This window comes from Pseudomonas sp. PSPC2-3 (genome assembly GCF_049898265.1).
Lineage (GTDB): Bacteria > Pseudomonadota > Gammaproteobacteria > Pseudomonadales > Pseudomonadaceae > Aquipseudomonas > Aquipseudomonas veronii.
The window spans coordinates 90,935-114,658 of sequence record NZ_JAFCXJ010000010.1 but is presented as its reverse complement, the minus strand read 5'-3'; the positions used below and the strand labels follow the sequence as shown (position 1 = coordinate 114,658).

Here is a 23,724-nt window from a genome sequence, read left to right as displayed (position 1 = left end):
TCCCCGCATCAGTTCGAGGCAGCGGAGCAACACCCGCGTACAGGCGAGGCGACCCCGAATTCAAGCGCAAAAAAAAACGCCCCGAACCAGTCGGGGCGTTTTCATCTGATCAAGCTGCGGGGCTTACTTGCCCTGCCAGCGTTTCAGCACCAGGGTGGCGTTAGTGCCACCGAAGCCGAAGCTGTTGCTCATCACGGTGTCGACTTTTACGTTTTCGACGGTCTTGGTCAGGATCGGCATATCGGCCACGACCGGGTCCATCTCTTCGATGTTGGCCGAGCCAGCCATGAAGTTGCCTTCCATCATCAGCAGGCAGTAGATCGTTTCGTGAACGCCGGCGGCGCCCAGGGAGTGACCCGACAGGCTCTTGGTGGAGCTGATGGCCGGTGCCTTGTCGCCGAATACCGCGCGCACGCCTTCCATTTCCTTGGCGTCGCCGACCGGAGTCGAGGTGCCGTGGGTGTTCAGGTAGTCGATCGGGGTATCCACGGTTGACATGGCCATCTGCATGCAGCGGATGGCGCCTTCACCGCTTGGCGCAACCATGTCGTAGCCGTCGGAAGTGGCGCCGTAGCCGACGATTTCCGCGTAGATCTTCGCGCCACGGGCCAGAGCGTGTTCCAGCTCCTCGACCACCACCATGCCGCCGCCGCCGGCGATGACGAAACCGTCACGCTTGGCGTCGTAGGCGCGGGAGGCCTTTTCCGGGGTGTCGTTGTACTGGGTGGACAGCGCGCCCATGGCGTCGAACAGGAACGATTGGCTCCAATGTTCTTCTTCGCCGCCGCCGGCGAACACGATGTCCTGCTTGCCCAGCTGGATCTGCTCAACCGCGTTACCGATGCAGTGAGCACTGGTGGCGCAAGCGGAGGAGATCGAGTAGTTCACGCCCTTGATCTGGAACGGCGTGGCCAGGCAGGCGGAAACGGTGCTGCCCATGGTCCGCGTGACACGGTACGGGCCAACGCGCTTCACGCCTTTCTCGCGCAGGATGTCCAGCGCTTCCATCTGGTTCAGGGTGGACGCGCCGCCGGAGCCGGCGATCAGGCCGGTACGCACGTTCGAGACCTGATCGTGGCTCAGGCCGGAATCGGCGATGGCGTCCTTCATGGCCAGGTAGGCGTAGGCGGCAGCGTGGCCGACGAAGCGGTAGATCTTGCGATCGATCAACTCTTCGAGGGGCAGGTCGATGGAGCCGGAAACCTGGCTACGCAGACCCATTTCGGCATATTCCGGGTTGAAGCGGATGCCAGGGCGACTTGCACGCAGGTTAGCGGTGACGGTCTCTTTGTCATTGCCCAGGCAAGAAACGATGCCCAGACCAGTGATAACGACGCGGCGCATGCGGATAACCCTTAAAAGTTGTCAGTGGAAGTGAATACGCCGACCCGAAGGCCTTCGGCAGTATAGATCTCGCGACCGTCGACAGTCACCGAACCGTCGGCGATCGCCAGGTTCAGCTTGCCCTTGAGGACGCGCTTGATTTGAATGTTGTAGGTGACTTTCTTGGCGCTCGGCAGAACCTGGCCAAAGAACTTCACTTCGCCCGAACCCAGGGCGCGACCGCGGCCCGGCAAGCCTTGCCAGCCGAGGTAGAAACCGACCAGTTGCCACATGGCGTCGAGGCCCAGGCAGCCCGGCATGACAGGGTCACCTTCGAAATGGCAGGCGAAGAACCACAGGTCCGGGGTGATATCCAGCTCGGCGACCAATTCACCTTTGCCGTACTTGCCACCCTCTTCACTGATATGGGTGATGCGATCCACCATCAGCATGTTCGGGGCGGGCAGTTGCGCGTTACCTGGGCCGAACAGCTCACCGCGACTGCAGCGCAGCAGGTCTTCCCGAGTAAAGGCGTTTTGTTTGGTCATGCGAGCTCCTCAATAATCCCATGCGGCAGGGTAGGGCAAATCTTCCCGAACCGACTGAAGCGTTCATGCCTCACATCGGCAGCCTACACATAGACTATTGCGTTGTAGTGAAAGTCACAGCGTCAAGGCACTGAATGTACACTTGTTCACTGAAATTTTAAACCGGGCCTGTTTATCGGTCCGTTCGGGTGCCTAAGACTGCCGCACTTTCGTCTTTCACGCCAGTCGCAGTTGGCTGATGGCGCGGCGCTATTGCACCCAACGCTGCAGGATTTGCTGCAAATCCGTGCGTTTGAACGGCTTGGCCAGGTAATCGTTCATTCCGGCGGCCAGGCAGAGTTCACGATCGCCCTGCAAGGCGTTGGCGGTGAGGGCGATGATCGGCAGCTCGGCGCAGCCCGGCAGTTGGCGAATCTGGCGGGTGGCTTCGTAGCCGTCGATCAGCGGTAGCCGGCAATCCATCAGGATCGCGGTGAAAATCAGGCTCTCGGCGCTGCGGATCGCTTCGGCGCCGTCGGTGGCCAGGCTGACTTCAAAGCCCAGGCTGCGCAGCATGGCTTCGACCACGGTGCGGTTGACCGGGTTGTCTTCCACCAGCAGCACATGGCGGCCGTCGCCCGCGCTGGCTTTGCCTTCGGCGTTGGCGGCGATGGCCGGCACGCTGTGCTGGTCGATGGCCAGCGGGATTTCCAGGGTGAACACCGAACCGCGACCTTCTTCGCTTTGCGCGCGCAGGGTGCCGCCCATGCGTTCGGCCAGGGTGCGGGCGATGGGCAGGCCCAGGCCGGTGCCGCCGTAACGTCTTGAAATGGAACTGTCGGCCTGCTGGAACGCATCGAACATCAGTTCCAGGCGCTCGGCGGAAATGCCAATGCCGCTGTCGCGCACGGTGCAGGTGAACCACACCAGTTCATGGTCGAGGGGTTGCCAATGGGGCTCGACGCTGACGCTGCCGTGCTCGGTGAACTTGAGCGCGTTGCCGATCAGGTTCACCAGAATCTGGCGGATACGCGTCGGGTCGCCCTGCACGCGCAACGTGTCCAAGCCCGGCGGGATCGGCAGTTCGAGGCTCAGCCCGCGCTGCTGGGCGCTGTGCTGGAAGGCCTGGGCGCAGCTGTTGATCAGGTCTGCGAGGTTGAACGGAATGTGTTCCAGCTCCAGGGCCGCGCGTTCGATGCGCGAGAAGTCGAGGATGTCATTGATGACCTTGAGCAAATGTTCCGTGGACTCAGAGGCCAGCGCCGCATATTCGGTCTGCTCTTCGGTCATCTCGGTGGTTTCCAGCAACTGCAGCATGCCCAGCACGCCGTTCATCGGCGTGCGCAGCTCGTGGCTCATCATCGCCAGGAAGTCCGACTTGGCGTTGTTCGCCCGTTCGGCTTCCTCGCGGGTCTGGATCAGTTGCGCCATGGCCTGCTGCTGTTCGCGGCTGGCCTGGTTGAGGCCTTCGGCAAGGTTGTTGATGTGCCGCGAGAGGTCGCCCAGTTCGGAGTCATCGACAATCGGCAGCGGGGTCTTGTAGTCGCCTTGCTGGATCGCCTTGACTGCATTGCCCATCGCGCTGATCGGCTGCGACAGGCTGGCGGCCAGGCGCCGCGCGAGCAGGAAGGTGAACAGCAGGGCGAACAGCGCGAGCACACCGGCCTTGAACAGAATCTCCTGTTGGCGCTGGCTGAAGGCATCGTTGGACATGCCGACGATCACCCGGCCCAGGTAGTCGGCACGCGGCGCCTTGGGTTCGTTGAGGTTGTCCTGGAAAAAGTCATTGCCCAATTGGATGTGTTGCAGGCGGATCGGGGCCTGGAACACTTTGACCGACAGCGAGCGGTCGTGGTTTTCCGAAGGTTGCTCGACGTACACCAGGATGTTCTCGGCGCTGTCCTGGATCTCCAGGAAGCGCACATGGGGCGTGGCCAGCGTCGCGCGCAGCAGGCTGTCGAGCACGTCGTTGTTGCCGGAGATCACCCCGTATTCGGTGGCCGGGGCCAATTGGTTGGCGATCAACTGGCCGGTGTGGTCGAGTTCCTGGCGCAGGTCCTGGATCCGCACGAAGGTGAAGAAGCTGATCAACAGCAACGTCAGCAACAGCGCCGGCCCCAGGGTGATGAGCTGGGTGCGGGTGTTGATGTCCCAACGACGACGTAAGGTCATGGGCGTTGTTCTCCTTCGGCCAGGCGGGCGGCGACGTTGGCTTCGTCGACCTGTTCGATGCCCAGTGAGCGTGCGACTTGCGGGTTGCCCACGACTTTGAAACGCTCCGGGTACACGGCGCGCGGCCAGCCGGCCGGCGGGTGATCGAGCAGGCGGTCGAGCACGGCCAGCCAGTCGGTCTGGTCGCTGTAAGTACTGGCCAGGCTGCCGGCCTTGACGAAGCCGGCATTGGGCCCCACCAGCGGCAGTTGCCGGGCATAACTGCTCAGCAGCAGGTTCTTCGCGGTTTTCGGGTTGTATAACTGCGGGTCGTCAAGGCCGAGCAGCACATCGCTGTTTCTGAACAAATGCTGCAGCGGGCGACTGTCGTTAATGTCGTCCCAGCGCTGGGGCACGATCTCCAGGCCCATCGGCGCGGCGTACTGGCGCAACTCGCGGAGCAGGAATTCACTGTCGGCGCCGTAAAGCACGCCGATGCGGCGGGCCTGGGGCAGGATTGTGGCGATCAGCCGCAGCTGGCGCTCCAGCGGCGGGTCACTCCACAGCAGGCTGATTTTGCCCGGCACGCCCTGGCCCAGGCGCTGGTGGGCCTGCAGGCGGCTGATGCGCAACACCAGGGTCGACGGCCCCTGGGCGTCCTGCAGGCGCCAGTCGAGGCTGGGCAGGTCCAACAGGATCAGGCGCGTATTGGCCGGTAAGCGGCTGGGCACGGGCAGGTTGGCGAGGGGGGTGAAGGTCACACGGTCGTCGGGGCGCTGCTGGGTGAGCGCCTGGACGAAGGCCTGCACCCCGGCGCCGTCTTCGGCGGCGGTCAGCAGGATATCGGCGCTCCAGGCCGGTACGCTGAGCAGCAGGCACAGCAGCAGCAGGCCGCGTTGCCAGCGTCTGGGGAGAGAGAGGAGGGTCATCCGTGACTGAGCGCCCATGTCAGAACTCTAACTCCGCGCTGAAGTAGAGCACTTGGCGATGGTCGTAGTTGTTGTCGGCCCAGGTGGTGGGCTGGTTGTCCAGGCGTTGTTGCAACATGCCGGCCAGTTCCACGTTGGCGTTGCCCAGGGCCATGCGCTTGGCGACCCGCAGGTCGACCCGTTCGAAGCGATAGCGGTTAAGGGCGTCGTCGCCATAGTAGAACAGGGCGCTGGACCAGCCTTGCCCCCATTCGCGCAACCAGCCGGCCGAACCGCTGTTGCGTGCGGTTTGCGCCTTGTCCAGCGGGTTGCTGGTGCTTGCGTCGACGTAAGCGTAGGTCAGCCGCAGGCGGTCGGCGTTGCTCATGCGCCAGTCGAATTGGGATTCTGCGCCGGTAAAGCGCGAGCTGTTGGCGTTGCTGGCAATGTACTGATTGTTGCGCAGCGGCGAACTGATCATGTCGGTGATTTCGTCGTAGAACAGTTTCACGTCCATGTTCAGCCCGATGTCGGCAAAAAAGCCGTTATAGCCCAATTCACGGGATTTCATCAGTTCTTTGTCGAGGTTGCCCGGACCGCGCGTGACCACGAAGTACTGCCCGGAATTCTGCCCGTAGGCCGGCGAGTCGAGGTTGGTGACGCGATAGCTCCAGTTGACGTTGTTCTCGAACATGTCCGGCGAACGGATCGCCTCGGAGTACACCGCGCGCAGGCCGTGGCGCGGGTTGATCAGGTAGTTGACCGCCACCCGCGGCGTCAGCGAGTTGCCGCTCAGGTGGGTGTCTTCGTACATGGCGCCGCCCTGCAGCAACCAGTGCTCGCTGGCGCGCCATTCAAGCTGGCCGAACAGGCGCCAGGTGGTGTCATCCAGAGTGCCGTTGAAATAGGTGTCGGAGTCGGCGCGGTCATAGCGATAGTTCATACCGCTGACCAGGCGCAGGCTGTCGGACAGGCTCAGGGTGTCCTGGATCTCCAGGTCGTAGCGGCTTTCGCGGGTGCTTTGGTCGATGTCGCCGCATACCGGGTCTTTACCGCCATCACCCCATTGCTTCAGCACTTGCTCGGCTAGCGCCTGCTCGGCGCTACTGCCTGGCGGCGGTTTGTCTGGGGTGTAAGCGTCCATATGCCGGGCCAATCGCTCGGCATAATTGGGGTTGAGCTGCCACAGCCGGGTCAATTCCGGGCTGAACGACACCTTGGCGTCACAGGCTTTCCAGATCTGCCGGCGGTCCCATTGTTGGGCCGAGCCCTGGATATACAGGCTGTGTTCGGGATTGAAATCGAAATTCCAGCGCAGGGAGCCGGCATAGTCCTTGGCGGTAACGTCGGAATTGTTGCCGCCCTCGGTAATCCCGGCGAATACCGGCGTGTAGGTATAAGGACGCTGGTTGGTCCCTTCCTTGGCATTCAGTTGCCAGTCGATGCTCTGTTGCGTGTTCAGCGTCTGGCTCACCGCCAGGCTGAAGCGGTTGAGACGCCGGCCGTCACGACGGTCGGCGCCCACCGCGTTGCTGTCAAAGCCATCGTCCTGCTGCCCGGACATCGACAGGCGCAGGTCGCCGGTTTCCCAGCCTACGCCCTGGCTGGCATAGAAGTCGTTGATCCCGCGTTCGCCGCGTACCACTTTTACCCTTGAACCGTGGCTGTCGGCCGGTGAGCGCGTGAGGATATTCACCACAGCCATCAACGCATTGGCGCCGTAGCTGACGGTGTTGGGCCCGCGGAACACTTCGATGCGCTCGATGTCTTCCATGGCCACCGGAATATCGCTCCAGTCCACCGTGGCCAGGCCTGCGCGGTACACCGAGCGGCCGTCGATCAAGACCTGCATGCGTCGCGCATCGCTGGCATTGGTGCCGTGGTAGTTCACCGCCGCCTGGTTGCCGCTGGTGTAGCCGACCATCATGCCCGGCACCAGCCGCAGCAACTCAGCGATGTCCCGCGCGCCGCTGGCCTTGATCAGTTCGCTGTCGATCACGGTCATGCTGCCGGGCACGGCGGCGGCCGATTGTTTGAGGCGAGTGGCAGTCAGCACCTGTGGCAGCGGTTGGTTGTCGAGGAACAGGTCGTCGGCGAACACCGCGCCGCTGCACAACAGCATCAACCACAACGATGAACGGGGAGGAGGGCCCAAATACACGGCACGGCCTTGATAATTACGGATAGCCGACCATGTTAACCGAGGCCGGGCCATTTGCCAGTCGTCGCCTTTGCAATTACCCCGCGTCGCTATGGCATTTTCCGACAGGCGTGTGAATTGATACGGGGGCTGGCCGCAAGCGGGGGGCTCCGTATAATGCGGCCATCGCCACTGGTATGGATTAACGGATTGCATATGACTGAACAGCGCCCTATTGCGGTCCTGGGAGGCGGAAGTTTTGGTACCGCCGTGGCTAACCTGCTGGCTGAGAACGGTCATGCGGTGCGCCAGTGGATGCGCGATCCCGAACAGGCCGAGGCCATTCGCGTCCATCGAGAAAACCCTCGTTACCTTAAAGGCATCAAGATTCATCCGGCGGTCGAGCCGGTCACCGACTTGCAGGCGACCCTGGAGGCCTGCGAGCTGTGTTTCGTCGCGCTGCCTTCGAGTGCGTTGCGTTCGGTACTCGCGCCTCACGCCGAACGCCTGGCGGGCAAGCTGCTGGTCAGTTTGACCAAGGGCATCGAGGCGCACACCTTCAAGCTGATGAGCGAAATCCTCGAAGAGATCGCCCCGCAGGCGCGCATCGGCGTGCTGTCCGGGCCGAACCTGGCGCGGGAAGTGGCCGAACATGCGCTGACCGCCACCGTGATCGCCAGTGAAGATGAAGCACTGTGTGAGCGGGTCCAGGCCGTGCTGCATGGGCGCACCTTCCGCGTGTACGCCAGTGGCGATCGTTTCGGCGTCGAGCTGGGCGGTGCGCTGAAAAACGTCTACGCGATCATTGCCGGGATGGCGGTGGCGCTGGGCATGGGCGAGAACACCAAGAGCATGCTGATCACCCGCGCGCTGGCGGAAATGACCCGCTTCGCGGTGAGCCAGGGCGCCAACCCGATGACGTTCCTGGGCCTGGCGGGCGTGGGCGACCTGATCGTCACCTGCTCGTCGCCGAAAAGCCGTAACTATCAGGTCGGTTTCGCCCTCGGCCAGGGCCTGAGCCTGGAGGACGCCGTGGCGCGCCTGGGCGAAGTGGCCGAAGGGGTCAATACCCTCAAGGTGCTCAAGGCCAAGGCCCAGGAGGCCGGCGTGTACATGCCGCTGGTCGCCGGGTTGCACGCGATCCTGTTTGAAGGGCGCACCCTGAATCAGGTCATCGAATTGCTGATGCGCGCCGAGCCGAAAACCGATGTCGACTTTATTTCCACCAGTGGTTTCAACTGAGGAACGCGTCATGAACGATCCGAAAGCAGCTCCCAAGTACGAGTCCATCGCCCTGCGCATCTTGTGGATGCTGGTGTTTGCCCTGGTGTGGCAAGTGGCGCAATTCCTGCTCGGTGCGTTGGTGGTGGTGCAACTGATTTACCGGCTGGTCTACGGCGCGCCGAACCTGGGCCTGATGAATTTTGGCGACAGCCTGAGCCAGTTCCTCGCGCAGATCGGCCGCTTCGGCAGTTTCCACACCGAGCAAAAGCCCTGGCCATTCGCCGACTGGCCGACGCCGCGTGCGCCGGAAGGCGAAGCCGCCCACAGCGTGCCGCCAGCACCGCACCCGGTGCGCGATGAAGAGCCAAAACTGTGAAACTGTGGATTTTGCGGCACGGTGAGGCCCAAGCGCATGCCCGCACCGATGCCGAGCGCGAGCTGACCGAGCATGGCCGCGCCGAAGTCTTGCGCAGCGCGGCGCACCTGATCGGCCAGCCCATCAGCGCGATCATTGCCAGCCCGTATGTACGGGCGCAGCAGACCGCGCAGTTGGTGCGTGAAGCGCTGGGCTTCGTGCCGGACATCCGCACCGTGCCCTGGCTGACACCGGACGGCAATCCGCAGCAGGTGCTGGAAAAGCTCGACACGGATGAGAATGTGCTGCTGGTCAGCCATCAGCCGCTGGTCGGCAGCCTGATCAGCTTTTTGCAGCATGGTCATCAGCGTCAATCGCTGCCGATGTACACCGCCAGCCTGGCGGAGTTGGAGGGGGAATGCCCGCTGGCGGGGCTGATGAGCCTGGTCAGTGTGAAACATCCGTAGGCGCTTTCACTGCTTTGTGTGTGCTATATAGTCAGCCGAGCAAGTGCTTGGTTGGCTATCATCGGACCACAAAGGAGCGCGTCCCATGCCCGTCGCTTTTCGTTTGCCGTTGCAGGTCTTCTTCGAACGTGAAGCGCGGCATCCGCGCAAACCCTTCCTGGTGCAGCCCGTCGGCGGCGACGAGGTACAGACCCTCACTTGGGCCGAGGTCGGCCACCAGGCCCGCTGCGCCGCGCATTGGCTGCGTGCGAGGGAACTGCCCCAGGGTTCGCACGTAGCCCTGATCTCGAAAAATTGCGCGCACTGGATCATCGCCGACCTGGCCATCTGGATGGCCGGGCATGTCTCGGTGCCGCTCTATCCCAACCTCACCGCCGATTCCGTCGCCCATGTGCTGAAGCACTCCGAGGCGGCGCTGGTGTTCATCGGCAAGCTCGATGACTGGCCCGCCATGGCGCCCGGGGTTCCGGCCGACGTGCCCACCATCGGCCTGCCGCTGTGTCCGGCGGGCGACTTGGATTTCAGCTGGGCCGAGCTGCAAGCCTGTTCACCGATCCAGGATCAGCCGCTACCTGCCGCGTCGGATCTGGCCACCATCATCTACACCTCCGGCACCACCGGCCTGCCCAAGGGCGTGATGCACAGCTTCGGCGCCCTGGGCTTTGCCGCCACCGGTGGCACCGAATTGTTCGGCCTGGGGGAGGGTGACCGGCTGCTGTCGTACCTGCCCTTGTGCCATGTGGCGGAGCGGATGTTTGTGGAATTGGCGGCGATCTATACCGGGCAAACCGTGTATTTCGCCGAAAGCCTTGAGACTTTTTTGAGGGACCTGCGTCGGGCACGGCCGACGGCGCTGTTCGGGGTGCCGCGTATCTGGACCAAATTCCAGATGGGCGTCTACGGCAAGATCCCGGCGACGCGCCTGGAGCGCCTGTTGCGGCTGCCCTTCATCGGCAAACGCGTGGGCCGCAAGGTGCTGGCCGGCCTGGGCCTGGACGCGTTACGCATTGCGCTGTCCGGCGCGGCGCCGGTGCCCGAAGCCTTGTTGCGCTGGTATCAGCGCCTGGGCCTGGATGTGCTGGAGGTGTACGGCATGACCGAGAGTTGCGGCTATTCCCATGTGTGTCGCCCCGGCCAGCAGACAATCGGCTGGATCGGCCTGCCATGCCCGGGCGTTGAAGTGCGTATCGACCCGCTCGGCGAAGTGCAGGTGCGCAGTGGCGCGACCATGCTCGGTTACTTCAAGGACCCGGAAAAAACCGCCGAAACCCTCACCCCGGACGGCTTCCTGCGCACCGGCGACAAGGGCGAGCAGGACGCCGAGGGCCGTCTGCGCCTGACCGGGCGCCTCAAGGAAATCTTCAAGACCAGCAAGGGCAAGTACGTGGCCCCGGCGCCAATCGAAAACCGCCTGGCCGAACATGCACGGATCGAACAGGTGTGTGTGGTCGGCGACGGCCTGCCTGCGCCGATGGGCCTGTGCGTGCTGTCGGCGGCGGGCCCGGCGGATGCGCGCCAGGCCTTGCACGGCAGCCTTGAACGCTGGCTGGAGCAGGTCAACGCGGCGTTGGACAAGCATGAGCGCCTGCGTCAATTGGTGGTGGTGAAAGACAGTTGGGCGGTGGAAAACGGCTTCCTGACACCGACCTTGAAGATCAGGCGCAATGTCATCGAATCGACCTACGGCCCACAGTTTCAGGTGTGGAGCGAGCGCACCGAAGTCATTCTGTGGCAGGATTAGGGCCATCATATAACCAATAGGGACAACGGTATGAGCCTGTGGCGCACCCAACCCAATATCGAACAACTCAACGCTCTGCAGAAAAACACCATCGGTGAAGTGCTGGACATTCGCTTCGAAAGTTTCGACGAAGAATCCCTGACCGCCAGCATGGTGGTCGATCAGCGTACCCATCAACCCTACGGCCTGCTGCACGGCGGCGCGTCGGTCGTGCTGGCCGAAAGCGTCGGCTCCATGGCGGCCTACCTGTGCATCGATGCGAGCAAGTTCTATTGCGTCGGCCTCGAGGTCAATGCCAACCACCTGCGCGGGGTGCGCAGCGGGCGGGTGACGGCGGTGGCGAGGGCGATTCATATCGGCCGCACCACCCAGGTGTGGGACATCCGCCTGACCAACGATGATGGCAAGTCCAGCTGCGTCTCGCGCCTGACCATGGCCGTAGTGCCCCTGGGCGAGAACCCGCCGGCGCGATAGGCGTGGCGTGAGTGTCATCATTCCTGGCGGTTACGGTCATTGCCGTAACGGTCGGGCGTGGTGACAATCAATGTCTGTTTTTATAGATGGAACCGGTATGTCGCAGCACGTGTTTTTTGCCCACGCCAATGGCTTCCCTTCGGCTACCTACGGCAAGTTGTTTGCCGGCCTGGCCCCGGAATATACCGTCGCGCACCTGCCGCAGCACGGCCACGATCCACGGTTTCCGGTGGACGACAACTGGCAGAACCTGGTGGACGAACTGATCCACCATCTGCAACAGCAGCCCGAGCCGGTGTGGGGCGTGGGCCATTCCCTGGGCGGCGTGTTGCATTTGCACGCGGCCATGCGCTGCCCGCAGTTGTATCGCGGCGTGGTGATGCTCGACTCGCCGGTGCTGACCCGTGCCGACCGCTGGGTGATCCGCGCCGCCAAGCGCTTTGGTTTTATCGACCGCCTCACCCCGGCCGGGCGCACCCTGGGCCGCCGTGAAGAATTCGCCGACCTGGACGCCGCGCGCAGTTACTTCGCCGGCAAGACCCTGTTTCGCGGCTTCGACCCGGAATGCTTCGACGCTTACCTGCAACATGGCCTGTATCAGGTCGGCGATCGCCTGCGCCTGCGTTTCGATCCGGCCACTGAAATCAGTATCTACCGGGGCGTGCCCCACACCAGCCCGGGCCAGGTGCGCCAGTTGAAAGTGCCGCTGGCGGTGGTGCGCGGGCGCCAGAGCCGGGTGGTGATGCGCCACCACGCCAGCGGCGTCGGGCGCCTGCCCATGGGAGAAATGCTCACCATGCCCGGCGGCCATATGTTCCCCCTCGAACGCCCCCAGGACACCGCGACCTTGCTCAAGCAGCTGTTCGCCCGTTGGGAAGCCCGCGAGCGCAGTTGCGCATGAGTACGCCGGTCGAAGAAGTGCGCCTGAGCCTGCCGCATATCGAATTGGCCGCGCATCTGTTCGGTCCCGAAGACGGTCTGCCGGTGATCGCCTTGCATGGCTGGCTGGACAACGCCAACAGCTTCGCGCGGTTGGCGCCGAAACTGCAGGGCATGCGTATCGTCGCCCTCGACATGGCCGGCCACGGGCATTCGGCGCATCGTCCGACGGGGGCCGGTTATGCCTTGTGGGATTACGTCCACGATGTGCTGCAGGTCGCCGAACAACTGGGCTGGAAACGTTTTGCATTACTTGGCCATTCCCTCGGCGCCATCGTCTCCCTGGTATTGGCCGGTGCCTTGCCGGAGCGGGTGACGCACCTGGGTTTGATCGACGGTGTGATCCCGCCGACCGCCTCCGGCGAGAACGCCGCCGAACGCCTGGGCATGGCGTTGCAGGCGCAATTGAACCTGCAGGGCAAGCGCAAGCCGGTCTACAGCAACCTTGATCGCGCCGTCGAAGCGCGGATGAAAGGGCTGGTGGCCGTCAGCCGCGAAGCCGCTGAACTGCTGGCCCAGCGCGGTTTGATGCCGGTGCCGGGCGGTTACACCTGGCGAACGGACAGCCGCTTGACCCTGGCATCGCCGATGCGTCTGACCGACGAGCAAGCCATGGCTTTCGTGCGCCGCGTAGGTTGCCCTACTCAACTGGTGGTCGCCGCTGACGGCATGCTGGCGAGACATCCCGAATTGCTTTCCCAGCTACCGTTTACCGTGACGACCCTGCCCGGTGGCCATCATTTGCACTTGAATGACGAGGCGGGCGCGGTCCTTGTTGCAGACTGTTTCAATCGGTTCTTCTCTGCACCTTGACTTGGCGCGGTCAACTGCCGAGGCTGGGCGGATTGAAAGGGAGTCAACCATGAATGATCTCAACACCGATCTTGAAACTGCTGCGACCTCCGATGGCCAGGGCTCAACTATCCGATGAGCGTGCGTAAAGGCTGTATCCGTGCCCTCGGGCTGTGTGTGTTCAGCCCGTTGGTGTTCGCCGCCGATGTGCCGGGTAGCCAGGACTTGCCCGCCGTGGCCCGTCAGGTCGACGCGCAAATCGTCGATTATCGTCCCGCCGAAGAAAAAGAGCGCATCTACCCCATGGGCGCGATCCGCAAGATCAGCGGCCAGTTGCGTTACGAAGCCCAGGCCACCGCGCGCGGCCAGGCCACCGCCATCACCTATGAACTGCCCGCCGAGCACACCTCCAGCGCTGCGTTCACCGCCACGCGCGAAGCGCTGCAGCAGCAGGGCGCGCAGCTGTTGTTCTGGTGCCAGGCCCGTGACTGCGGTGAAAGCAGCCTGTGGGCCAATGAAGTGTTCGGTAATGCCAAGTTGGTCGGCGCCGATGGCCAGCAGGAATACCTGCTGTTGCGTCTGGCCGCCCCGCAGGACAATTCCCTGGTGGCGTTGTACGGCATCACCCGCGGCAATCGCCGGGCTTACCTGCATGTCGAACAGATCGATGCCGACGCCCCGCTCGGGGAACTGCTGCCGACCTCCGCCACGCTGTTGCGCGAACTCAAAAGCACCGGTGAGCTGGATTTCCCGGCTTTGGGTGCAGACCCCGATGCCACCTGGTTGACCCTGATTTCCCGCGGTTTGAACCTCGACACCACCCTGCGTGTCAGTTTGACCGGCCCCCATGCCGAAGCTTGGCGCCAGGCCCTGATTGACAAGGGCGTGCGGGCCGCACGCCTGGAAACCGGTACCGAGCCAGCCAAAGGCCTGCACCTGCATCTGATACGCTGACCGAAACAGGGCGAACGGACCCGCGCCGTTCGCCTAAACTGACTGCCTTCAGCCTTTTCCTAGAGAAACTCCATGCTCAATAACGATCGCCTGCTGGTGCAAATCCTGCTGCTGGTGCTGTTCGGTGCCAGCTTCTGGGTGATGGCGCCGTTCTGGTCGGCGCTGTTCTGGGGGGCGGTGCTGGCGTTTGCCAGTTGGCCGCTGATGGTGTTGCTGACCCGCTGGCTGGGCGGCCGCGAATCCCTGGCCGCTGGCATCCTGACCTTGGGCTGGATGCTGCTGGTGGCGGTGCCGCTGGTATGGCTGGGGTTCAACCTTGCGGACCATGTGCGCGACGCGGTGACGTTGATCAAGGATATTCAGGTCGACGGTTTGCCGGCGGCGCCGGCTTGGTTGGGGTCGATTCCCTTTGTCGGAGAACGGCTGGTGGCGATGTGGGACAGCATCGACCAGCAGGGCGCGGCGCTGATGGTCAGCCTCAAGCCGTACCTGGGGCAGGTGGGCAACTGGCTGCTGGCGCGCAGCGCGCAGATCGGCGGCGGCATCCTGGAGCTGACCCTCAGCCTGGTGTTCGTGTTCTTTTTCTACCGTGACGGGCCGCGCCTGGCGATGTTCGTCCACCGCCTGCTGGAGCGCTTGATCGGCGAACGCGCCGGTTACTACATCGAACTGGTGGCCGGCACCGTGCAACGCGTGGTCAATGGCGTGATCGGTACGGCCGCCGCTCAGGCCGTGCTCGCGCTGATCGGCTTCCTGATCGCCGGGGTGCCGGGCGCGCTGGTGCTGGGTATCGTCACGTTCCTGCTCAGCCTGATCCCCATGGGGCCGCCGCTGGTGTGGATTCCGGCCACGGCCTGGCTGGCGTGGAAGGGCGATTACACCTACGCAGTGTTCCTCGGCGTGTGGGGCACGTTCATCATCAGCGGCGTGGACAACGTGCTCAAGCCGTACCTGATCAGCCGTGGCGGCAACCTGCCGCTGGTGATCGTGTTGCTCGGGGTATTCGGCGGCCTGATCGCGTTTGGCTTCATCGGCCTGTTTATCGGCCCGACCTTGCTCGCCGTGGCGTACAGCCTGCTGATGGATTGGAGCGCGACCCAGGCCCAGAGCCGCCGCGAAGACGAACCGCTGTAGCTGATTGACCAAGATTTATGGGGGGGCTGGCGGGCGTTGGCCGTCAGGCGCGGGGCAACCACATCACGGCGGTCAACCCGCCGCCCGGGGTTTCCTCCAGGCTCAACCGCCCGCCCAGGCGTTCCACCGCGTCCTTGGCGATGGTCATGCCCAGGCCCACGCCGCCGGAGTTGCGGTTGCGCGAGCCTTCCAGCCGATAGAACGGTTCGAACACCGCCTCGCGCTTGTCGGCGGCAATCCCGGGGCCGTGGTCAATCACGCGGATGGTCAGGGCCTCGCGGCTGTCCTCCAGTTCCACGCGCGCGCTGCCGGCGTAGCGCAAGGCGTTGTCGATCAGGTTGTTGAGGCATGAACGCAACGCCATCGGCTGCACCTGCAAAGGCGCACAGGTGCCGGCACATTGCACATTGGAACCTTGGTCCTGGGCGTTCTCACTGATCGACTCCACCAGCGCCTGCACATCCAGCCAGTGCCGGCTTTCGCTGGTGCGTTGTTCGTGCAGGTAGCTCAAGGTGGCGTCGAGCATGCCGATCATGTCGTTCAGGTCCTGGCGCATCTGGCCTTGCAGCTTGGCGTCTTCGATCTGCTCCAGGCGCAGCTTGAGGCGCGACAGCGGGGTGCGCAGGTCATGGGAGACCGCGCCGAGCATGCGCGCGCGCTGACCGACTTGTTCGCGAATACGTTTTTGCATCAGGTTGAAGGTTGACGCGGCCTGCTGGGCTTCCCGGGGGCCCGATTCGTCGAGAGGCGGGCTGTCGAGGTCCAGGCTCAAGCGCTCGGCGGCCTCACTCAGGCGCTGGATCGGCCGGCTCAACAATTTGGCGCCATACCAGGCGGCGATGATCAACGAGAAAAACTGAAACGTCAGCGGCACCACCGGGCCGCCAAACCATGGGCGAGGGCGTTTAGGCAGCGGCCTCATCGTGCCGTCCGGTTGCTCGACGAAGGTGTCCTTGCGCGGTGGCGGAGGCGGGTCATAGTGGTGGAACCAGAAAAATGCCAACGCATGGGCCAGTACAATCGCCAACAGCAACACACCGAACAACCGGCCGAACAGCGTGTTGAGGGCGTTGCGCATCAGCCGATATCCCGTGCGTCGAACAGATAGCCTTCACCGCGCACGGTCTTGATCAACTGCGGTGCTTTGGGGTCATCGCCCAGCTTCTGGCGCAGGCGCGAGACCAGCAGGTCAATGCTGCGATCGAAGGCCTCGATGGAACGACCGCGGGCCGCATCCAGCAACTGTTCGCGGCTCAACACCCGGCGCGGCCGCTCGATAAACACCCACAGCAGGCGGAACTCGGCGTTGGACAGCGGCACCACCAGGCCATCGTCGGCCACCAATTGGCGCAACACGCTGTTGAGCCGCCAGTTATCGAAGCGGATATTGGCGCGCTGCTCGGTGCGGTCGTCGCGCACCCGGCGCAGGATGGTCTGGATGCGCGCCACCAATTCACGCGGCTCGAACGGCTTGGACATATAGTCGTCGGCGCCCAGTTCCAGGCCGATGATGCGGTCGGTGGGTTCGCAGCGGGCGGTGAGCATCAGGATCGGAATATCCGACTCGGCGCGCAGCCAGCGGCACAGTGACAGGCCGTCTTCGCCCGGCAGCATCAGGTCGAGCACCACCACATCAAAGGTTTCGGCTTGCATCGCCACGCGCATCGCGGTGCCGTCGGTGACGCCGGTGGCGAGAATATTGAAGCGCGCCAGGTAGTCGATCAGCAGTTCGCGGATCGGCACATCGTCGTCGACAATCAGCGCGCGGGTGTTCCAGCGCTTTTCATCGGCGCTCACCGCGTTTTTTTGCTCGTCGTTCAGCGGGACGGAAGTATGCATAGTGCGATCATCTGCCTGGTGGTAGCGGTCAGCATAGGCGCCCAGCCCCATGGCTGGTAGTGCTGGTCGGTGGGTCGTGCGGGCGAGGCTAGCGGTAGGGCGTGTTGAGGGCATGTCGTGAATGTATCTGCTTTGATACAAATGGCCGAAAGGTCCGCCTGAGTGCGCTTGGTCAGTATTTACCGATCATCGGATCCCGCAACGGCGTCGCTTGCGCTACAATCCGCGCCGATTTCGACTTGCCTGAGAGCCCATTCCAATGTCCGTCTGCCAGACTCCTATCATCGTCGCCCTGGATTACCCCACCCGTGACGCCGCACTGAAGCTGGCTGACCAGTTGGACCCGAAGCTGTGTCGGGTCAAGGTCGGCAAGGAACTGTTCACCAGTTGCGCCGCGGACATCGTCGGCACGCTGCGTGACAAAGGTTTCGAGGTGTTCCTCGACCTGAAATTCCACGACATCCCCAACACCACCGCGATGGCGGTCAAGGCTGCCGCCGAAATGGGCGTGTGGATGGTCAATGTACACTGCTCCGGCGGCCTGCGCATGATGGCCGCCTGCCGTGAAGTGTTGGAACAGCGCAGCGGCCCTAAACCCTTGCTGATCGGTGTGACCGTGCTGACCAGCATGGAGCGCGAAGACCTGGCCGCGATCGGCCTGGATATCGAACCTCAGGAGCAAGTGCTGCGCCTGGCGGCCCTGGCGCAAAAAGCCGGCCTCGATGGCCTGGTCTGTTCGGCGCTGGAAGCCCGGGCGCTCAAGACCGCCCACCCGTCGCTGCAATTGGTCACCCCGGGGATTCGCCCGGCGGGCAGCGCCCAGGATGACCAGCGCCGTATCCTCACGCCGCGTCAGGCCCTGGACGCCGGCTCGGACTACCTGGTGATCGGCCGCCCGATCAGCCAGGCGGCGGACCCGGCCAAGGCATTGGCGGCAGTGGTCGCCGAGATCGCCTGATCGATCACCGATCAACCATGTGGGAAGGGGGCAAGCCCCCTCCCACATTGACATCTGCTGTGTATCAGCTGACTTTGAGCACCAGCTTGCCGAAGTTCTCCCCGTTGAACAGCTTCATCAGCGTCTCCGGGAACGTCTCCAGTCCTTCCACAATGTCTTCCTTGCTCTTGAGCTTGCCCTGCGCCATCCAGCCGGCCATTTCCTGCCCGGCGGCGGCAAAGTTCGCCGCGTGATCCATCACCACGAAGCCTTCCATGCGTGCGCGATTGACCAGCAATGACAGGTAGTTGGCCGGGCCTTTTACCGCGTCCTTGTTGTTGTACTGGCTGATCGCACCGCAGATCACTACGCGGGCTTTCAACGCCAGGCGGCTGAGCACGGCGTCGAGAATGTCGCCGCCGACGTTATCGAAATACACATCCACGCCCTTGGGGCACTCGCGCTTGAGCGCGGCGGGCAGGTCTTCGTGTTTGTAATCGATGGCGGCGTCGAAGCCCAGTTCATCCACCAGGAACTTGCACTTGTCGGCGCCACCGGCAATGCCCACCACGCGGCAGCCTTTGATCTTGGCAATCTGCCCGGCAATGCTGCCCACCGCCCCGGCCGCGCCGGAAATCACCACGGTTTCGCCGGCCTTGGGTGCGCCGGTCTCGAGCAGGGCGAAGTAGGCGGTCATGCCGGTCATGCCCAGCGCCGACAGGTAGCGCGGCAGGGGCGCAAGCGTGGGGTCGACCTTGTAGAAACCACGCGGCTCGCCGAGGAAGTAATCCTGCACCCCCAGGGCGCCGTTCACGTAGTCCCCGACGGCGAATTTAGGGGTGTTCGAGGCGATTACCTTGCCTACACCCAGCGCCCGCATCACTTCGCCGATGCCGACGGGCGGAATGTAGGATTTGCCCTCATTCATCCAGCCGCGCATGGCCGGGTCGAGGGACAGGTATTCGTTGCGCACCAGCACCTGCCCATCCTGTGGCGTGCCCACCGGCACTTCCTGGTAGGTGAAGGTCTCCCGCGTGGCCGCGCCGACCGGGCGTTTGGCGAGCAGGAACTGGCGGTTGGTCTGGGCAGTCATGGCAAGGACTCTTGAGAAATGAAGCCTGATTGATAGACCCATAATGGCCTGCGAGCAAGGTCGGCCGAGGACTGCGAATGCTTGGCGATAGGCTTCGATGATAGTCAGCCGGGCGGTCTTATCATTGTGATTCATGCAGCGCCAACCGGCCTTCTGATAGTGCTGACGCGCCCGTGTCGGGCTTGGCTAGACTCGGCCCACGGCTATTTCTCCCATAGGACATCCCCCATGAGCATGACGTTTTCCGGCCAGGTTGCCCTGGTCACCGGCGCCGCCGCCGGTATTGGCCGCGCCACCGCGCTGGCGTTTGCCGCCGAAGGTTTGAAGGTAGTGGTTGCCGACCTCGACGTAGCGGGCGGCGAAGGCACTGTCGCGCTGATCCGCGAGGCCGGTGGCGAGGCGCAGTTCGTGCGCTGCAACGTCACCCTGGAAGCCGATGTGCAGCAATTGATGGCGCAGACCGTCGCCGCGTATGGCCGCCTGGACTACGCCTTTAACAACGCCGGGATCGAGATCGAGAAAGGCAAGTTGGCGGACGGCACCCTCGATGAGTTCGACGCGATCATGGGCGTCAACGTCAAGGGCGTGTGGTTGTGCATGAAGTACCAATTGCCGTTGCTGCTGGCCCAGGGCGCTGGTGCGATCGTCAACACCGCGTCGGTGGCGGGGCTGGGTGCCGCGCCGAAGATGAGCATCTATGCCGCGTCCAAGCACGCGGTGATCGGCCTGACCAAATCGGCGGCCATCGAGTACGCGAAAAAGAACATCCGCGTCAACGCGGTATGCCCGGCCGTGATCGACACCGACATGTTCCGCCGTGCCTATGAAGCTGACCCGCGCAAAGCCGAATTCGCCGCGGCCATGCACCCGGTCGGGCGCATCGGCAAGGTCGAGGAAATCGCCAGTGCGGTGTTGTACCTGTGCAGTGACGGTGCGGCGTTCACCACCGGCCACGCCCTGGCGGTGGACGGCGGCGCCACCGCGATCTAGGACTCCAAGCCGCACCTCATTCGAAAAAGTTTGAGGTGCTGTGGGGCATTTCCATAGCTGGCAAAACGCCGTGATCCAATGTGTATCAGGAGGTAAATAAGTCAATAAAATCAATACTTTAGTTACTGTTGGCGACCGGTTGGAGCGGGCTTCTGTGCTTAACTGTTTTGGGTTGAATAACAGATAGTTAAGTGAGTGGCTCATGGATTTAGGGATCGATCGACAAGCCCTTGTACCGGTGGTGCAGCAAATCGTCAGCGCGGTGGCGGAATGGATTCGCAAGAGCGGGGTCAGCCCCGGTACACGCTTGCCGTCCATCCGCCAACTGGCCCTCGACAACCTGCTCAGCCAGTCCAGCGTGATCGAGGCATTCGAGCGCATGGAGGCCCAGGGCCTGCTGACCTCGAAGCAGGGCTCCGGGTTTGTGGTGGCGCAGCCGCCGGTGGCTCAGGAACGCCACTGGTATGAAGGCGCGGAGCGAGAGTGGGGCGCTTTCACCGACAGCCCGTTGGGCGAGTTGAAACTCGGCTGCGGTTGGCTGCCGGACGCCTGGCGCGAAAGCGATGACATCAGCTACGCGATCCGCGAAGTCAGCCGCATCGATACCGGCGGCCTGTTCAACTACAGCACGCCACTGGGGCTGCCGGCGCTGCGCGAGCAACTGCTCAAGCGCCTGACCCAGATTCACGTGGCCACCAGCCTCGACCGCATTCTCACCACCCATGGCGCCAGCCATGCCCAGGACCTGCTGATCCGCACCTTGCTCAAGGCCGGCGACACGGTGGTCGTGGAAACCCCCGGTTATGGCAACCTCTTTCGTCAGTTGGCCTTCCACGGCGTCACGCTGCTGGAAGTGCCGCGTACCCAGGGCGGCCCGGACGTCCCGGCGCTGGAAGCCCTGCTGCGTCGCCATCGTCCCAAGTGCCTGTTTATCAACAGCCTGTATCACAACCCCACCGGCACCAGCCTGTGCCGCAAGGTGGCCGAGCGTTTGCTGGCGCTGGCGCACAGCGAAGACTTTCTGATCATCGAAGAAGATGTCTACGCCGACCTGCAACACGCCAGTTGCACGCGGCTCTCGGCGCTGCCCCATGATGACCGGGTGATCTATGTCTCGAGTTTTTCCAAGACCCTCAGCAGTGCCCTGCGCGTCGGCTACCTCAGCGCCAGTTCGCCGATCATTGCGCAATTGGTACACCTCAAGACACTCACCGGCATCGGCACCTCGCGTTTTGCCGAAGCGGTGATGGCCACGTTGCTGGCCAACGGCACCTATCGCAAATGGGTGCAGCGCCTGCGCAAACGCCTGAACGCGCAAATGGCCGCGACCTTGCAGGTGCTGGAGGATGAGGAATGGCAGGTGTTCGCCGTGCCCGCCGGCGGCATGTTTGTCTGGGCGCGGCCTCGCATGGCCGACCGTTCACGCTTGCAGGCGTGTGCGCGGCAACTCGGCGTGTTGATGTCGCCGGGGGCGCTGTTCAGCCCCACGGGTGAACACAGCGAGTGGCAGCGCATCAATGTGGCCTATGCTGCTGATCAGCGGGCCCTGGCGTTGTTCCGCGCCGCGGGGCCTGCCAGATCGACCTCGACCATTCTGAAAACGACGAGTGTGTAGCTTTTTGCCATTATTGTGGCGCCAACGACTTGTGTTCAGGGCCTTGGGGTTGCGAATCTCGCTGCTGGGAAACCGGACTTGATGGCATCCGCCATTGCAAGAGGATTCAAGTGCAATGATTTCGGCCGTGCAACGACGTTTCGCCAACCTCGGTATGGCGAAAAAACTGGGTTTGGGCTTCAGCCTGGTGCTGCTGTTGACTGCGTTGGTCGCAGCGATTGGCGTGTGGTCCCTGCAAACCGTTGGCCTGCGTTTCGAGGGCCTCAAGAGCATGTCTTCGCTCAACAGCGGGCTGCTCAAGGTGCGTTTGATCGAGCAGGACTACGCGCTGCACGCCGACCCCAAATCCGTCGACGCCCTGCATGAGCAAGTCGATGCCTTGGCCGCCCTGGCCGCCAGCCTCAAGGCCGAGTCTGCGACCAACGTGCCGCTGATGACCGAGGTCGAACAGGCCCTGGCGGCTTACCGCAAGGCGTTCGATGAGTTCGTCGAACTGACCCAGACCAAGGACCTGGCACTGGAAATGGCCAGTTGGTCGGTGTCCAGCGTGGCCAATAACCTCGATGTGTTGCAGGCCGGCCTGGCAGACGATGGCGCCTATGGCCTCAAGGAAAGCCAGGGCAAGGAGGGCGCCGAGTTTATCGAGCAGGCGGGGCAGGTCAGCCAGGTTTCGCGGCTGATGCTGCAAGCCATGAACGAGGCCCATGTGCGCCTCGATCAGAGCCGCAAAGGGCAGGAAGACAACGCCGAACAAGGCAAGATCGAACAGGCCGAGCAGGCGCTGGCCCAGGTCGAGTTACTGAAGACCTCGGTCAAGGACGCCGGTTACCAGACGGTGCTCAATGAGGTCGGCGGGCATATCGCTGCGTTCAATGAAAAGCTCGGCGAATACACCGGCCTGCTGGCCCAGGAAAAAGTGGTCTACAAACAATTGCATGATCGCGCCGATCAAGTGGTCAGCCGCGTCGACCAGGCGTATGCCGCCGAAGATCAGTCGATGCAGGCGCAGTTGAAGAAAAGCGCGCTGCTGATTATCGGCTCCTCGGCCCTGGCGCTGTTGATGGGCTTGATTGCGGCCTGGGTGATTACCCGGTTGATCGTCGCGCCGCTGCGCCGGGTGATCGCGGTGGCCCAGCAGATCGCAGCCGGCGATTTGAGTGGGCGCATGGACGTCAGCCGCCGCGATGAAATCGGCCAGTTGATGCAGGCGATGCAACAGATGGGCAGCGGCTTGAGCGATATGGTCAGCAGGCTGCAAGCGGGCATCGAGCAATTGGCCAGTTCGGCGCATTCGCTGTCCAGCGTCACCGAGCAGACCAACATCGAGGTCAGCAGCCAGAAGGAAGAAACCGAGCAGGTCGCCACGGCGATGAACCAGATGACCGCCACGGTCCACGATGTGGCGCGCAACGCCGAAGAGGCCGCACAGGCTGCGCAGACCGCCGATGACAAAGTCGACAGCGGCCAGCAGGTGGTGCGCCAGAGTTTGCAGCGCATCGAACAGCTGGCCACGTCCAGCACCAGCGCGAGCGCCAGCATCGACAGCCTCAGCAGCGAAATCCAGAACATCGGCAGCGTGTTGAGCGTGATCAAAAGCGTGGCCGAACAGACCAACCTGCTGGCGCTCAACGCAGCCATCGAGGCCGCGCGCGCCGGTGAGCAAGGCCGTGGTTTTGCGGTGGTGGCCGATGAAGTGCGGGCGCTGGCCAAGCGCACCCAGCAATCGACCGAGGAGATCGAGCGCCTGGTCGGCACCTTGCGCAGCGCGGCGCAAGCGTCGGTGCAGCAGATCCAGCAGAGCGGCGAGTTGGTGAAGCTGGCCGTCAGCGATGCACTGGAAACCGAAAGCGCGCTGGGCAGCATTGCGGTCGCGGTGTCATTGATCCAACAAATGAATCAGCAGATTGCGGCGGCGGCCGAGCAACAGAGCTCGGTGGCCGAAGAGATCAACCGCAGCGTCACCAGCATTCGCGCGAGTGCCGATCAATCGGCGTTGAGCATGCAAGGCAATGCCGCGTCGAGTATTGCGCTGGCGCGGTTGGGCGCGGAACTCAAGGGCATGGTGGGGCACTTCCGCCTTTGATCGCCGCCGCTGGGCCGCGATCAAAGGGCCGGGGCGCG

At 63.3% G+C, this 23,724-nt stretch carries 21 protein-coding genes and 1 pseudogene; 14 read left to right on the top strand and 8 right to left on the bottom strand.

Annotated features, from left to right (window positions below; all coding sequences use genetic code 11):
* Positions 1-123: 123 nt before the first annotated feature.
* The 5 genes from fabB to ACP7E3_RS23020 all read right to left on the bottom strand — a co-directional run bounded on the left by fabB (position 124) and on the right by ACP7E3_RS23020 (position 7,070).
* Positions 124-1,344, bottom strand: a complete 1,221-nt coding sequence (gene fabB / locus ACP7E3_RS23040; RefSeq protein ID WP_017846780.1) for a beta-ketoacyl-ACP synthase I — start codon at positions 1,342-1,344, stop codon at positions 124-126.
* 11 nt (positions 1,345-1,355) lie between these two features.
* Positions 1,356-1,871 (bottom strand): 3-hydroxyacyl-[acyl-carrier-protein] dehydratase FabA, encoded by a 516-nt coding sequence (gene fabA, locus ACP7E3_RS23035; RefSeq protein WP_003190035.1) that lies wholly within the window; start codon positions 1,869-1,871, stop codon positions 1,356-1,358.
* A gap of 249 nt (positions 1,872-2,120) precedes the next feature.
* Positions 2,121-4,022 (bottom strand): ATP-binding protein, encoded by a 1,902-nt coding sequence (locus ACP7E3_RS23030; RefSeq protein WP_057003703.1) that lies wholly within the window; start codon positions 4,020-4,022, stop codon positions 2,121-2,123.
* Positions 4,019-4,948 (bottom strand): ABC transporter substrate-binding protein, encoded by a 930-nt coding sequence (locus ACP7E3_RS23025; protein ID WP_288080467.1) that lies wholly within the window; start codon positions 4,946-4,948, stop codon positions 4,019-4,021. The genes ACP7E3_RS23030 and ACP7E3_RS23025 overlap by 4 nt, the downstream gene beginning before the upstream one ends.
* A 1-nt stretch (position 4,949) precedes the next feature.
* Positions 4,950-7,070 (bottom strand): TonB-dependent receptor plug domain-containing protein, encoded by a 2,121-nt coding sequence (locus ACP7E3_RS23020; RefSeq protein WP_353847389.1) that lies wholly within the window; start codon positions 7,068-7,070, stop codon positions 4,950-4,952.
* A gap of 195 nt (positions 7,071-7,265) precedes the next feature.
* On the opposite strand from ACP7E3_RS23020, the gene ACP7E3_RS23015 reads away from it, so the two are divergent.
* From ACP7E3_RS23015 to ACP7E3_RS22975, 9 genes are all read left to right on the top strand, one after another.
* Positions 7,266-8,291 carry an NAD(P)H-dependent glycerol-3-phosphate dehydrogenase gene (locus tag ACP7E3_RS23015; protein WP_017846784.1) on the top strand — a complete coding sequence of 342 codons (1,026 nt, stop codon included), beginning with the start codon at positions 7,266-7,268 and terminating at the stop codon, positions 8,289-8,291.
* A 10-nt stretch (positions 8,292-8,301) separates the two neighbouring features.
* Positions 8,302-8,649, top strand: a complete 348-nt coding sequence (locus ACP7E3_RS23010; RefSeq protein WP_017846785.1) for a DUF4389 domain-containing protein — start codon at positions 8,302-8,304, stop codon at positions 8,647-8,649.
* Positions 8,646-9,095 (top strand): phosphohistidine phosphatase SixA, encoded by a 450-nt coding sequence (gene sixA / locus ACP7E3_RS23005; RefSeq protein WP_426124481.1) that lies wholly within the window; start codon positions 8,646-8,648, stop codon positions 9,093-9,095. Before ACP7E3_RS23010 ends, sixA begins: the two co-directional genes overlap by 4 nt.
* A gap of 85 nt (positions 9,096-9,180) precedes the next feature.
* On the top strand, positions 9,181-10,836 hold the full coding sequence (locus ACP7E3_RS23000; protein ID WP_177030007.1) for an AMP-binding protein: 1,656 nt from the start codon (positions 9,181-9,183) through the stop codon (positions 10,834-10,836).
* Between the two features lie 30 nt (positions 10,837-10,866).
* Positions 10,867-11,310 carry a hotdog fold thioesterase gene (locus ACP7E3_RS22995; RefSeq protein WP_017846788.1) on the top strand — a complete coding sequence of 148 codons (444 nt, stop codon included), beginning with the start codon at positions 10,867-10,869 and terminating at the stop codon, positions 11,308-11,310.
* A 97-nt stretch (positions 11,311-11,407) separates the two neighbouring features.
* Complete coding sequence (locus ACP7E3_RS22990) at positions 11,408-12,211, top strand: alpha/beta fold hydrolase (RefSeq protein WP_017846789.1); 804 nt, start codon at positions 11,408-11,410, stop codon at positions 12,209-12,211.
* Positions 12,208-13,062, top strand: coding sequence for an alpha/beta hydrolase (locus ACP7E3_RS22985; RefSeq protein ID WP_057003700.1), 855 nt, complete (start codon positions 12,208-12,210; stop codon positions 13,060-13,062). Before ACP7E3_RS22990 ends, ACP7E3_RS22985 begins: the two co-directional genes overlap by 4 nt.
* 114 nt (positions 13,063-13,176) lie before the next feature.
* On the top strand, positions 13,177-13,995 hold the full coding sequence (locus tag ACP7E3_RS22980; RefSeq protein WP_057003699.1) for a DUF4892 domain-containing protein: 819 nt from the start codon (positions 13,177-13,179) through the stop codon (positions 13,993-13,995).
* 72 nt (positions 13,996-14,067) lie between these two features.
* Complete coding sequence (locus tag ACP7E3_RS22975; RefSeq protein ID WP_046384183.1) at positions 14,068-15,129, top strand: AI-2E family transporter; 1,062 nt, start codon at positions 14,068-14,070, stop codon at positions 15,127-15,129.
* Positions 15,130-15,172: 43 nt separating this feature from the next.
* On the opposite strand, the gene ACP7E3_RS22970 is transcribed toward ACP7E3_RS22975, so the two are convergent.
* Positions 15,173-16,207, bottom strand: a complete 1,035-nt coding sequence (locus ACP7E3_RS22970) for a sensor histidine kinase (RefSeq protein ID WP_046384182.1) — start codon at positions 16,205-16,207, stop codon at positions 15,173-15,175.
* On the bottom strand, positions 16,207-16,968 hold the full coding sequence (locus tag ACP7E3_RS22965; RefSeq protein WP_046385333.1) for a response regulator: 762 nt from the start codon (positions 16,966-16,968) through the stop codon (positions 16,207-16,209). The genes ACP7E3_RS22970 and ACP7E3_RS22965 overlap by 1 nt, the downstream gene beginning before the upstream one ends.
* A gap of 259 nt (positions 16,969-17,227) precedes the next feature.
* On the opposite strand from ACP7E3_RS22965, the gene pyrF reads away from it, so the two are divergent.
* Entirely contained in the window at positions 17,228-17,926 is a 699-nt protein-coding gene (gene pyrF, locus ACP7E3_RS22960; RefSeq protein ID WP_017846795.1) for an orotidine-5'-phosphate decarboxylase, read from the top strand.
* Positions 17,927-17,990: 64 nt separating this feature from the next.
* Here the strand turns inward: pyrF and ACP7E3_RS22955 are convergent, their stop codons facing one another.
* Positions 17,991-18,998, bottom strand: a complete 1,008-nt coding sequence (locus ACP7E3_RS22955; protein WP_046384181.1) for an NADP-dependent oxidoreductase — start codon at positions 18,996-18,998, stop codon at positions 17,991-17,993.
* A 228-nt stretch (positions 18,999-19,226) separates the two neighbouring features.
* Between ACP7E3_RS22955 and ACP7E3_RS22950 the strand changes: the two genes are divergently transcribed.
* The 4 genes and pseudogenes from ACP7E3_RS22950 (at position 19,227) to ACP7E3_RS22935 (ending at position 23,686) form a co-directional block, all read left to right on the top strand.
* The gene (locus ACP7E3_RS22950; RefSeq protein WP_057003697.1) at positions 19,227-19,988 is read left to right on the top strand and encodes an SDR family oxidoreductase; all 762 of its coding nucleotides are present in this window, start codon (positions 19,227-19,229) and stop codon (positions 19,986-19,988) included.
* 202 nt (positions 19,989-20,190) lie between these two features.
* On the top strand, positions 20,191-21,603 hold the full coding sequence (locus ACP7E3_RS22945; protein ID WP_057003696.1) for a PLP-dependent aminotransferase family protein: 1,413 nt from the start codon (positions 20,191-20,193) through the stop codon (positions 21,601-21,603).
* A gap of 115 nt (positions 21,604-21,718) precedes the next feature.
* Positions 21,719-22,825 (top strand): annotated as a pseudogene (locus tag ACP7E3_RS22940) (HAMP domain-containing protein); the annotation flags it as partial.
* Positions 22,805-23,686, top strand: coding sequence for a methyl-accepting chemotaxis protein (locus ACP7E3_RS22935; protein ID WP_370737521.1), 882 nt, complete (start codon positions 22,805-22,807; stop codon positions 23,684-23,686). The pseudogene ACP7E3_RS22940 and the gene ACP7E3_RS22935, both read left to right, overlap by 21 nt.
* Positions 23,687-23,724: the final 38 nt, after the last annotated feature.